General features: G+C 65.6%; 12 protein-coding genes. 7 read left to right on the forward strand and 5 right to left on the reverse strand.

Annotation, left to right across the window (positions count from 1 at the left end; all coding sequences use genetic code 11):
* Positions 1-83: 83 nt before the first annotated feature.
* The gene (locus QMX83_RS17210) at positions 84-1004 is read right to left on the reverse strand and encodes a CPBP family intramembrane glutamic endopeptidase (RefSeq protein ID WP_282297860.1); all 921 of its coding nucleotides are present in this window, start codon (positions 1002-1004) and stop codon (positions 84-86) included.
* A 25-nt stretch (positions 1005-1029) separates the two neighbouring features.
* Entirely contained in the window at positions 1030-1515 is a 486-nt protein-coding gene (locus QMX83_RS17215) for a helix-turn-helix domain-containing protein (protein WP_282297861.1), read from the reverse strand.
* Between the two features lie 186 nt (positions 1516-1701).
* Here QMX83_RS17215 and QMX83_RS17220 point away from each other — a divergent pair, with 186 nt between their 5' ends.
* Entirely contained in the window at positions 1702-2130 is a 429-nt protein-coding gene (locus QMX83_RS17220; protein ID WP_282297862.1) for an H-NS histone family protein, read from the forward strand.
* Here QMX83_RS17220 and QMX83_RS17225 read toward each other — a convergent pair.
* On the reverse strand, positions 2127-4106 hold the full coding sequence (locus QMX83_RS17225) for a PEP/pyruvate-binding domain-containing protein (protein ID WP_282297863.1): 1980 nt from the start codon (positions 4104-4106) through the stop codon (positions 2127-2129). The two genes, QMX83_RS17220 and QMX83_RS17225, sit on opposite strands and share 4 nt — an antisense overlap.
* A 133-nt stretch (positions 4107-4239) precedes the next feature.
* Between QMX83_RS17225 and QMX83_RS17230 the strand changes: the two genes are divergently transcribed.
* The 4 genes from QMX83_RS17230 (at position 4240) to QMX83_RS17245 (ending at position 7619) form a co-directional block, all read left to right on the forward strand.
* A complete protein-coding gene (locus tag QMX83_RS17230) occupies positions 4240-4653 on the forward strand; it encodes a ketosteroid isomerase-related protein (RefSeq protein WP_282297865.1) in 414 nt (137 codons plus the stop codon).
* A gap of 1 nt (position 4654) precedes the next feature.
* A complete protein-coding gene (locus QMX83_RS17235) occupies positions 4655-5266 on the forward strand; it encodes a GNAT family acetyltransferase (RefSeq protein ID WP_282297866.1) in 612 nt (203 codons plus the stop codon).
* Positions 5263-6129 (forward strand): carbon-nitrogen hydrolase family protein, encoded by an 867-nt coding sequence (locus tag QMX83_RS17240; RefSeq protein WP_282297867.1) that lies wholly within the window; start codon positions 5263-5265, stop codon positions 6127-6129. The genes QMX83_RS17235 and QMX83_RS17240 overlap by 4 nt, the downstream gene beginning before the upstream one ends.
* Positions 6130-6293: 164 nt before the next feature.
* Positions 6294-7619: a S41 family peptidase gene (locus tag QMX83_RS17245; protein WP_282297868.1), complete on the forward strand. Its 1326-nt coding sequence runs from the start codon at positions 6294-6296 to the stop codon at positions 7617-7619.
* Between the two features lie 31 nt (positions 7620-7650).
* On the opposite strand, the gene QMX83_RS17250 is transcribed toward QMX83_RS17245, so the two are convergent.
* Positions 7651-7917: an accessory factor UbiK family protein gene (locus tag QMX83_RS17250; RefSeq protein WP_282297869.1), complete on the reverse strand. Its 267-nt coding sequence runs from the start codon at positions 7915-7917 to the stop codon at positions 7651-7653.
* 139 nt (positions 7918-8056) lie between these two features.
* On the opposite strand from QMX83_RS17250, the gene QMX83_RS17255 reads away from it, so the two are divergent.
* Positions 8057-8395 carry a P-II family nitrogen regulator gene (locus tag QMX83_RS17255; RefSeq protein WP_125358417.1) on the forward strand — a complete coding sequence of 113 codons (339 nt, stop codon included), beginning with the start codon at positions 8057-8059 and terminating at the stop codon, positions 8393-8395.
* A 3-nt stretch (positions 8396-8398) separates the two neighbouring features.
* Here the strand turns inward: QMX83_RS17255 and QMX83_RS17260 are convergent, their stop codons facing one another.
* Positions 8399-9049 (reverse strand): RIO1 family regulatory kinase/ATPase, encoded by a 651-nt coding sequence (locus tag QMX83_RS17260; RefSeq protein ID WP_282297871.1) that lies wholly within the window; start codon positions 9047-9049, stop codon positions 8399-8401.
* Between the two features lie 410 nt (positions 9050-9459).
* On the opposite strand from QMX83_RS17260, the gene QMX83_RS17265 reads away from it, so the two are divergent.
* Positions 9460-10365 (forward strand): aspartyl/asparaginyl beta-hydroxylase domain-containing protein, encoded by a 906-nt coding sequence (locus tag QMX83_RS17265; protein WP_282297872.1) that lies wholly within the window; start codon positions 9460-9462, stop codon positions 10363-10365.
* Positions 10366-10477: the final 112 nt, after the last annotated feature.

A 10477-nucleotide genomic window follows, 5' to 3' on the forward strand; every position in this document is an offset into this window, starting at 1 on the left:
AGGTTAATTGTTGGTCGAGCTGGCGGTGTACTTCCTTAACCGCTGGAGCGGGGGGGCCGCTGCTGTGGCCACCCCGATACCCCTTACTGCTTGGCGAACTGTCCCCGACGCCAGGCCATCCAGACCACCATGAGACCGACGGCAAGGCAGACCAGCAGCCCGGGGAGCGAGGCTTCAGGACCAAACGCACCGCCGGTCAGCCACTCCGCTACTGCGGGATTGGGGGTGCTTTGTGCAATGGCCGGTCCCAGCGCCGTGCCCGACACCGCCGTGCCGAACAGGTAGCCCTGGGTGAAGTTCCAGGCCATGTGCGTGCCGATCGAGACCCAGATGCGCCCTGTCAGTGCGTAGAACGCGCCCAACATGACGCCGGCTTCCAGTGCAATGCAGAGGGCGGCAAACACCGTCGCATTCGGGTTGCCCAGATGGCTGAAGCCGAATACGGCGGATGACAGCGCGAAGGCGGCCCACGGACCGAATGCGCGCCACAGCAGACGCAGCAGCACGGCGCGCATCATCAGCTCTTCCACCACGCCCGCCTGGATGGCTTTGCGCAGCGGCGTCCACGCCGGTGCCGGGCCGACCCCATGGATGTCGTAGAACCCGAATACGCCCATGATGCCCATGACCGCTGCGAACATCACCAGGCCGGTCAGCAGACCGATGGACAGCTGTGGAAGCATCGGACGCAACGCAATCTCCGACGCTCTACGCTTCTCGACCAGGTGCACAGCCAGTGCGTAGATGCCGAGCGAGGCCAGGGCACCGAGCAGGCCGGCGACAAACTGCATCGGTTCGTTGGTCTTTGGCCAGAATCCGCCGAGGAACTGCGTGATCGCACCTGCCGGGATGGCGACCAGGAAGAACAGGGGGATGGCCCAGGCACAGGCGCGCAGCCAGCGCAGCTTGCCTGGCTTCAGCACGCCGTGCTCGCCAAGTGCGATCGGCTGCCATGCAGGACGGGTGGGGACGGGCGGTGCACTGGACTGCGTTATTGCGTTCATATGCGATCCCTTGTGGGTGCTGCGGCTATGCGTCGGGGGTACCACTGGACGCGGCAACTGCCGCGGCGATGCGGGTTGCGAATGGCCGCTGATCCAGTGCGGCAATGGCTTCAGAAAGAACAGCGGAAAGCGGGACTGACAACTCCGCGTCGAGCTGCGCGGCCGCCGCGTTGGTCGCCGCCCATTGGCGCTGCAGGGCAGGCACCATGCGCTGGGCCTTGGCGCTGAGCACCACAATCCGCTCGCGTGCATCCGCGCCCGGCTTCAACGTCACAAGGCGATGCCTGGCCATCTGCGTCACGGTCTGGCTGGCCGCGGAGTGGGTGATGCCGATCTCCTGCGCCAGCACCTTGATGGAGACAGGACCCTGCCGCATGAGCACCCGCAGGACCGGTGTGTAGCGCGGTCGCCATTCCAGCCCGGAGGCCGCGTAGACGGCTTCAAGGTCGCCATCCAGCTGCTCCAGCAAGTGCCGGACCAGGGTGCCGAGGGTAGGGGAGGGTCTGTCCATGGCTGAAATGTATAAGCGCTGTTACATATTCGCCATATGCCGGAAGTAGGGGGGCTACGGGAGGATCGAGGCAGCGCTGTCTGCCACGCGGTGGCGTGATCGAGCGTGTATGCGCGGACACTATTGTCCGACCTTGGCGAACGCTGGCGCTTGACAGCCCATTCGCTTTGGCATGAACCTCGCTTGATGACTATTGACCTCGAAAAGCTCAATTCACGCGAACTAACCTCCCTGATGAAGGCCGCCCAGAAGCGCAAAGCGCTGCTGGAGAAGCGTCCGCCGGTTGCGGAAGTACGCCGGAAACTGCGGGCGCTGGCCAAGGCATCCGGGTACAGCATCGAAGAACTCCTTGGGGACAGCGTCGCCGACGCGCCTGTTGCGGCCAAGCGCGTCAAACGCGTCAAGCGCGCAAAGACCGGCAAGCTGCCAGTGAAGTACCGGGACCCGGACAACAAGCGCAATACCTGGACCGGGCGGGGCAGCACGCCGCGCTGGCTGGTCGAGAAAACCGCACGCGGCCGCAGCGTGGCGGATTATCTGGTTCCGGGTCTGGCCAAGCCCACAGCGCGTAAAGCCGCGCCGATCGGCAAGCGTACGGTGTTCAAGCAGGCCTAGGGCGACACGTAAGGCCGGGATTGCAGAATCAGCACGTCGTCGCCGACCACGGCCCATTCAATGTCCTGATCCACACCACCGAGCGCCTGCTTGGTGGTGACGCCCAGCTTGGCCAGGCGCGCAATCAGCGCATCGGTCAGCACCTGGCGTGAGCCGGTGATCGGCACTTCACGCACGCCGCCGCCCGCCTGGGCGACCAGCTGCGTGTCTTCGGCCGAGCGGCTCAACACCTGTACCGCCTTCGACCAGTTCGAGTACATCACCTGCTCGGCCTGGCGTTTGCCTTCCACCACGCGGATCCCCAGGCCACGTTTGGCCGAGATGTAAGTGATGTGCTTGCGGTTGGCATCGAACGGGTCACGGGTAATCATCACCCCCGAGCTGTCCGAGGGCGCGGCGCGCTGTACCAGCACCGCCATCGAAACCGCATCCTGCGGCAGGCCGGCGGCGCTGCGTGCCTCATAGGCCTCGAAGTTGTAGACCGAGGCCCACACGGTCTGCACGGCCTTGGCCACCGCTTCACTGCGCGTCACATTCGGCACGGTGGTGTACAGGCCGGCCCCGCTGAAGCCGGGCAGATCTTCAGAATTGGACGAACTACGTACGAACACGGCAGCGCTGTTCAGTTGGCTGCGCCACTGGCGATCCAGATCGCGCACAAAGGCCGGGTCGGGCGCGGCGTTGGCGATCTCTGCACGCAGAGCGGCGAGCGCTTCGCGGCGCACACTGGGGTCGCTATCGAAGCCGGGGCGACGCTGCAGGGACCGCAGGCGCGCGGCAATGCCGAGGCGATCAGACATCGCCTGATAGTGCGCGAACGGGACGCAGAAGCCGTCAGGCACGCTGGCGGCCGGTGGCAGCACCGCTCTCAGCGCGCCCAGATTTGCCGCTTTCACTCCGCACTGCCGGCTGTCACGGGCACGCAGCGAGGCGAGCGGCTTCAGTGCGGTCACGCTGAGGTCGGGGCGTGGCAGGTTGCGTACCGTCGGGCGAGGCGTGCTGCTGGAGGGCGTCCGGGCCGGGCGCTTGAGCGGGGTGACCCGATAGTCGTTGGCCGTGACCTGCAGTGACACCCAGCGTCCATCGTACTGACGCAGCGTCTGCTGGGCATCGCGCAGGTACACATTGGGGATGCCCCAGCCCTTGGCGAGCAGGTTCACATGCGAGAGCAGGGTGGAAGGGCGCTGTGTCACCAGCCCGGCAACGGGAGCAAGCGCGATCGGCACCTCGTCCAGCACCGGAATGTCGCGCGGTGAAAGTGCGTCCAGTTGCGCCTGCGTACGCACGATGCGCAGCCGGCCCTCGGCGCTGCCGGTGTTCAATGGCAGGAAGCGCTGCTCGCGCAGCAAGGCTTCCTGGGTCACAAACGCAAGCCCGGTTGATTTGGCCAGCGCATCATGCTGGGTGGAGTTGGTCTTGAAGCGGATCGGCTCGGCGAACGAAGCACGCACCGCGCTGTCGGTCTCGCGCAGCAGTGCCGCCGTGAGCTGGTCGCCTTCCCAGAACTCGTAGGTGTATCCCGGCAGATCCTGCTGCCATGCCAGCGTGCCGAACAGGAAGCGGCGTGCGGGATCGCGGTACTGTGCGTTGAGCGTGGCCTTGTCCAGGCTGCGCACCAGCCGCTGCTGGCGCACGAACTGCTCATGCAGCGCATGGCGCGGCGTGTTGACGTAATAGATGCGGTTGCCGGCCTGACGGTCGATGACGAAGATCAGGTGCGGCAGTTCCAGCGCGGTGCCGGCGTTGTAGACCCGTGCCAGTTGCATGAACTGGGCGCGGCCGTCGATGCGGGGCAGGTAGTCCGGGCCAGTGTTGGGCGGGGTCGCCGCCTCGGTGCCTGGGCGAACTTCGTAAGGGGACGGTTTGCGCGCGGTCTGGGCGGTTGTGGTAGCAGCGCAGCCGAGCATTACTACGAAGGCAGCCACGCGCCAGAACAGGCGCGCCGGAGGGTAAGGGTGCGAGCGGGATCGATCCATGATGCCGGTGCGGTGGGGAAAGTCAGAATGATAGAGGAGAGCCGGGCCGTCCGTTGCGGATTTACGCGGGGGGAGGGATTTCCGATACTGCGGGTCTGCCGTTTATTGCGGCCCCCAATCAGGAGACTTTCTCATGTCCGCCGAGGCACACGCGCTGATCACCCGTTACTACGAGGCCTTCAATGCCGGCGACCGCGAGGGCATGCTGGCCCTGCTGACCGATGACGTGGCCCATGATTTAAACCAGGGGGCGCGTGAGATCGGTCGCGAGGCCTTCCGCACCTTCCTGCAGCGCATGGACCGCAACTATGCCGAGCAGCTGAAGGACATCGTGGTGATGTCCAACGCCGATGGCGTACACGTGGCCGCCAGCTATGTGGTGCATGGCCAGTACCAGGCCACCGACGACGGCCTGCCCGAGGCGACCGGCCAGCGCTATGTGCTGCCCGGCGGTGCCTTCTTCGAAGTGCGCGACGGCCGCATCGCGCGCGTGACCAACTACTACAACCTGGCCGACTGGATCGCGCAGATCGCACCGGACGCCTGAGATGGATCCGGTCATCCAGGTGCTGCGGGTCACCGGCGCGGACATGCTGCCGTGGCTGGAGCATGTAGCGCGGCTGCGCATCGCGGTGTTTCGCGACTTCCCGTATCTGTACGACGGCGACATGGCCTATGAGCGCGAGTATCTGCAGGCGCTGAGCCAGGCCGTCGGTGGGGTGCTGGTGCTGGCATTGGATGAGGCTGACACGCCCATAGGCGCGTCCACCGGCATGCGGCTGGTGGAGGCGGAGCCAGCCATTCGAGCGCCCTTCCAGCAGTCGAATCTGGCGGAAGATCGGATCTTCTACTGCGGTGAATCAGTGTTGCTGCCGGCCTATCGCGGGCGCGGACTGGGCCACCGCTTCTTTGACGAACGCGAAGCGCATGCACGCAGCCTGCCCGGCGTGCGCACCAGCGCGTTCGCGTCGGTGGTGCGTACCGCTGACGATCCGCGCTGCCCGGCGGAGTACCACAGCAACCATGCGTTCTGGCAGGGTCGCGGCTATCGCGAGCAGCCAGAGCTGCGCGCGACGCTGGCGTGGAAAGAAGTCGGCGCGAAAGCGCAGAGTGATCACGCGCTGACGTTCTGGCTGCGCGAACTGGAGACATCTCAATGAAAGTGGCGGTGGCGAAATATCCCATCCAGGCCCCGGCGTCGTGGGCTGAGTTCGCCGCACGCCAGCGCACCGTGCTGGCCGAGGCGGCCGCCGCCGGCGCACAGCTTGCCGTGCTGCCGGAGTATCTGTCGCTGGAGCTGGCGGCGGCACTCGGTCCAGACGTCTCAAAGAGCCTGCCGGCTTCGCTGCGCGGCATCCAGGCCTTCCATGACGACTGGCTGGCGCTGTACGCCGAACTGGCACGCAGCCTGAACCTGATCATCCAGGCGGGTACCTTCCTGCTGCAGGTCGGCGAGGGCCGCTACCGCAATCGTGCCTGGTGGTTCACGCCCGATGGCCGTCGCGGTTACCAGGACAAGATGCAGCTCACCGGCTTCGAGAAGCAGCTCGGTGTAATCGAGGCGGGTGACGCGTTGCAGGTGTTCGACCTGGGCGGCGTGCGCACCGGCATCGCGGTCTGCTACGACAGCGAATTCCCGCTCAGCGTGCGCGCCCAGCGCGAAGCCGGCGCACAGCTTTTGCTGGTCCCGAGCTGCACCGACACCGACGCCGGGTCCACCCGCGTAACCGTGGGTTGCATGGCCCGCGCGCTGGAAAACCGCATGTTCGTCGCCAAGGCGGTGACGGCAGGCGAGGCGGCGTGGAGTCCTGCGCTGGACGTCAACACCGGTGAGGCGGTGCTGTACGCCCCGATGGACCGTGGCTTCCCGGCAGATGGCGTGCTGGCGAGCACCCAAGGTGATCAGCTATGGGCGATGGCGGATCTGGATTTCGAGGCGCTGACGCAGCGCCTCGGCGATGCGCAGGTGACGGTGGATGGAGATTGGGGCTTGCAGCGACAGCAGGTGACCGTCTCGGAGTGACGCGCCATGCGCGTCTCCCGCGCCCATCTGTAATCACTACTGCCGTGCGATTGTGATCGACGCCAGAGGCCTGCTAGGCTCGGTCCTCCCACGGATGGAAGATCACGATGCAGGGATGCAACAATCAGCCCTACCGCAGAATCGTAGTTCGCGTCGCAGTTCTGATGCTGGCAATGTTCAGTGCTGCAGGCGCGTTCGCGGCAGAGCCTGCCGCAACCCGCCCTCCCATCTCTCTGATTCCAGCCACAGGCTACACCGGCACCGTTTCCGGTGATCCAGCCACCCCCGAAGGTGCCTCTGTTGAGTTGCGGCGTATCGCCAAAGACGGGCGCGCATTTGGCTCCAGCACTTCCTCATTGGATATCAGTGGCAAAGGCGGTGCCGTATACGTCCTCAGCGCGGAGATGTCGGTCGAGGGAGATGGTCAGGCGACGCTGTGGATGCGCGCTCACAAAGACGAAGAACGCCTGCTGTTTGCCAACACCGCACGTCAGCTGGTGCAGGCACGCGATGGGGTGACCGAGCGGCGTCTGGTGGTGAACGTTCCGAACGATGCCAACCGGCTGGTCTTCGGCATGGTGTTCAGGGGGGAAGGGAGCGCGCGCGGCGCGGCACTCAGGATTCGTCAGGACACTGCACGCACTGCTACACGCGACACCGGTGCGAAGGAGAACATGGATGCGTTCATCGCAGCCGTGCGTGCCAGGGCGCTGTATGCCGACCGGGTACCGTGGCAGTCCCTGCAGCCCCGCATCGACGCCGCTGGGCACGCCGCCCAGTCTGCAGATAACTATCCGCTCTATCGGGAGATCCTGAGATCTCTGGGCGACCGGCACAGCCGTTTCCGGTTGCCGCATGAGGCCGACTTCGCCACCCAGCGCACCCGCGCTGCTGAAACACCGCGCGTGGAGCGGCTTGGTGCGGACACTGGTTACGTGAAAGTGCCCAGCGTGAGCGGCGTCGAGTCGCAGTCGTCCCTTGAAATTTCCAATGGGATTCAGCGCCAACTGTGTGCCATCGGGCAAGACGTGGAAGGCTGGGTGGTGGACCTGCGAGATAACAGCGGTGGCAGCATGCGGCCCATGCTGGCCGGACTGTTTCCTCTCCTTGGCAAATCATCGCCGGGCGCTTTCATCGACAGGAAGGGGAAGGTGTCGGCCTGGGAGATCATGGGGGAGCCCGAATGTGATCTTTCGCAGGCACCGGTCGCCGTTTTGATTGGTCCGCGCACCGCGAGTTCGGGGGAGATGACCGCCATCGCCTTCATCGACCGACCCAATACCCGCTTCTTTGGCCAACCTACCGCAGGTCTGGCGACGGGCAACCTCCCGATCCCGCTGCCGGATGGCGCGCGCGTTGCACTGACGACCACCCACGCACAAGATCGATCAGGAAGGCGGCACGAGCAGGTGGTACCGGACGATGTGTCCGAGGGCGAGGCGACGATGGCTGCAGCACGCGCGTGGCTGGGCGGCGGGAAAGCCCTGTAGAGACGCGGCAGGCGCGTCTCAACGGACTGGCTTACGGAGCCGGACGCTCCGGCGCGTTGCCGCCGGCTTCCAGCGCCGCCACGGTCTTCTCCAGCGCTTCCAGCTTCTCGCGGGTGCGCAGCAGCACCGCGCGCTGCACGTCGAATTCTTCGCGGGTGACCAGGTCCAGCTTGGCCAAGCCGGCCTGCAGGGCGCTCTTGAAGGTGGCCTGCAGCTCCTCACGCTGTTCGCGCAGCCCCGGCGGCACCATGTCGCTCAGGCGGCGGGCCAGGTCGTCGATCTGGTTGAGGTCAATCATGGGGGACTCCGCTTCGGTGGGGGCTGGCCAGGTTCACGTCTAGGATAATCCCCGTGGGGGTGGCCGGAATACGGTGGCAGCATCGCGTTCATCGGCCGACAGGCGGTATCCTCGCTGCCGCAGATACAGGAGCCAACGAATGAAGATGGTCATGGCGGTGGTCAAACCGTTCAAGCTTGACGATGTGCGCGAGGCGCTGGCCGAGCGCGGGGTCACCGGTATCACGGTGACCGAGGTCAAGGGCTTCGGGCGGCAGAAGGGCCACACCGAGCTGTACCGGGGCGCGGAGTACGTGGTCGACTTCCTGCCCAAGGTGAAGATCGAGGTGGCGGTCACCGACACCCAGGTCGACGAGGTGGTAGAAGCCATCGTCAAGGCGGCCGGCACCGGCAAGATCGGCGACGGCAAGGTGTTCGTGTACGACCTGGGCAGCGTGGTGCGCATCCGTACCGGTGAGCTGGACGCGGACGCGCTGTAACCGTTAGACGCCCTTGAACCACCGGTAGAACCGCTTCCAGGCCACGCGCACGCCGGCCACCCAGCGCGGGTCGGCGACCAGCGCCGCCTGCGATGCCGTCGGGCGCTCGCCGGTCAGGCGCTGACGCATCTTCAACAGGTTCTTCATGTCGCTGCGGCGCAGCTGGCGCGAGACCGGGTGCACCGGCAGCCAGCGCGGGCTGCGCCAGGCCGAGGTGAAGTCCACCAGCACCGGGACGCCGCCGTTGACCATCACATTGGTGCCGTGCAGGTCGTTGTGGGTGATGCCGGCGGCATGCAGGCGGCTGAGCGCGTACTGCAGCTGCTCGAACACCTCGGCACCCACCGAGGTGGCGGCACTGAGGGTCTGGCCGGGGATGAACTCCATGCCCAGGGCCAGGCCGCCGATCGTGCCGAGCAGGGCCGGGGCGTGCTTCCAGCCACTCAGGCGCTTGAGCATGCTCGCCTCGCGGCGCACCAGCAGGCGCGCCACCAGCGACAGCGGGGTGCCTTTGTAGCGGGTGTAGTCCTTGACCACGGCCGGCTGGCCGTTCAGGCAGGTGCGGTAGACGTCCGGCTCCAGCAGGCGTTCGCCGCGCTTGAGCAACAGGGCAGGGGCGGTGTCATCGACACACGAGGTAACGGAAGTATTCATGACGTTCTTTGGGCGACCCGGTGGTCGGCGCGAAGCGTCAGGCGTACCGGTGCTGCTGAATGGGGGTGATGTCAAACTTTCGTTAATTTTAGTACCCGGAAGTACAGCAATCCAGTCTTTGTCGGAGAAATGTCGGACCCTTACGTGGAACAGTTTGTCGCGCGGACTGCGGTTTGACGCTGTGGCTGCCGAAATATCTCTTTTAAAATCAGTCTGATGCGCGACAAGTGAGACATCGGATGAACCGCTTGTCCACTACCTGTACACGGCTGGCTTGACCGGACAGGGACCCACGCGGACCATAACGATCTTGAATACGGCACGCGTGGCCCGCCGCTCCCCATGGCCCGCCAGCACCGCGTGCGACTCCCCTTCACTGATGCTTTCCGGCCCCCGCCGGTGGACGTTCGATGATCAAGATAATTGTGGTGGCCCTGTTCGTGGCGTGCGTGCTGTACGTGCACTACCGCGGCAAGGTCCGGGCGCGCTGGTCGCGCCAGCTGCTCGACCATTCCAGCTTCATGGCCCCGATCAACGTGGTGATGTACCTGTTCTCCAAGGTGCCGACCACGCCGTTCCTGGACCCGGGCAAGGAGTTCCCGCAGCTGGAGCCGCTGCGCGCGAACTGGAAGATGATCCGCGACGAGGCGCTGGCGCTGCGCGATGCGGACAAGATCGCGGCCTCCAGCTCATATAACGACGCCGGCTTCAATTCGTTCTTCCGCCGCGGCTGGAAGCGCTTCTACCTGCGCTGGTACGGCCCCTCGCACCCGTCGGCCAAGGCCCTGTGCCCTCAGACCACCGCGCTGCTGGAGTCGATTCCGGAGGTACGTGCGGCGATGTTCGCGCAGCTGCCGCCGGGCAGCGAACTGCGTCCACACCGCGATCCGTTTGCCGGCTCGCTGCGCCTGCACCTGGGCCTGGCCACGCCGAATGACGATGGCTGCTACATCGAAGTGGACGGCATCCGCAAAAGCTGGCGCGACGGCGAATGGATGATGTTCGACGAGACTTACATTCACCATGCGCACAACGAGACCCAGGAAGACCGGGTCATCCTGTTCTGCGACATCGCCCGGCCGCTGCGCTTCGGCCTGCCGGGGCTGTTCAACCGCGCGGTGGCGGCGACGCTGCTGGCCGGCGGTGCCTCACCGAACCTGCCGGGGGATCCCACCGGTGGGGTCAACAAGGCGTTTGGCGGACTGTACAAGGTGCGGCTGAAGGCCAAGGCGCTGCGCGCCAAGAGCGCGTTTGCCTACCACGCGATCAAGTGGGGGCTGGTGCTGCTGGTGATTGCGGGGATCTGGGCGCTGTAACAGGCATCGCGAGGGCCGGCCAACGGCCGGCGCTACCGGGATTCTTCCCGCGATGCAGGCAACAAAAAAGCCCGCGCTGGCAACAGCGCGGGCTTTTGCGTTTCGGTAGCGC

Source organism: Stenotrophomonas sp. PS02289 (assembly GCF_029960115.1).
GTDB lineage: Bacteria > Pseudomonadota > Gammaproteobacteria > Xanthomonadales > Xanthomonadaceae > Stenotrophomonas.

What these genes read in the sequence shown, in the direction of transcription:
- QMX83_RS17210 (WP_282297860.1), bottom strand. Translation starts at nt 1,004, where the DNA reads ATGAACGCAATAACGCAGTCCAGTGCACCGCCCGTCCCCACCCGTCCT.
- QMX83_RS17215 (WP_282297861.1), bottom strand. Translation starts at nt 1,515, where the DNA reads ATGGACAGACCCTCCCCTACCCTCGGCACCCTGGTCCGGCACTTGCTG.
- QMX83_RS17220 (WP_282297862.1), top strand. Translation starts at nt 1,702, where the DNA reads ATGACTATTGACCTCGAAAAGCTCAATTCACGCGAACTAACCTCCCTG.
- QMX83_RS17225 (WP_282297863.1), bottom strand. Translation starts at nt 4,106, where the DNA reads ATGGATCGATCCCGCTCGCACCCTTACCCTCCGGCGCGCCTGTTCTGG.
- QMX83_RS17230 (WP_282297865.1), top strand. Translation starts at nt 4,240, where the DNA reads ATGTCCGCCGAGGCACACGCGCTGATCACCCGTTACTACGAGGCCTTC.
- QMX83_RS17235 (WP_282297866.1), top strand. Translation starts at nt 4,655, where the DNA reads ATGGATCCGGTCATCCAGGTGCTGCGGGTCACCGGCGCGGACATGCTG.
- QMX83_RS17240 (WP_282297867.1), top strand. Translation starts at nt 5,263, where the DNA reads ATGAAAGTGGCGGTGGCGAAATATCCCATCCAGGCCCCGGCGTCGTGG.
- QMX83_RS17245 (WP_282297868.1), top strand. Translation starts at nt 6,294, where the DNA reads ATGCTGGCAATGTTCAGTGCTGCAGGCGCGTTCGCGGCAGAGCCTGCC.
- QMX83_RS17250 (WP_282297869.1), bottom strand. Translation starts at nt 7,917, where the DNA reads ATGATTGACCTCAACCAGATCGACGACCTGGCCCGCCGCCTGAGCGAC.
- QMX83_RS17255 (WP_125358417.1), top strand. Translation starts at nt 8,057, where the DNA reads ATGAAGATGGTCATGGCGGTGGTCAAACCGTTCAAGCTTGACGATGTG.
- QMX83_RS17260 (WP_282297871.1), bottom strand. Translation starts at nt 9,049, where the DNA reads ATGAATACTTCCGTTACCTCGTGTGTCGATGACACCGCCCCTGCCCTG.
- QMX83_RS17265 (WP_282297872.1), top strand. Translation starts at nt 9,460, where the DNA reads ATGATCAAGATAATTGTGGTGGCCCTGTTCGTGGCGTGCGTGCTGTAC.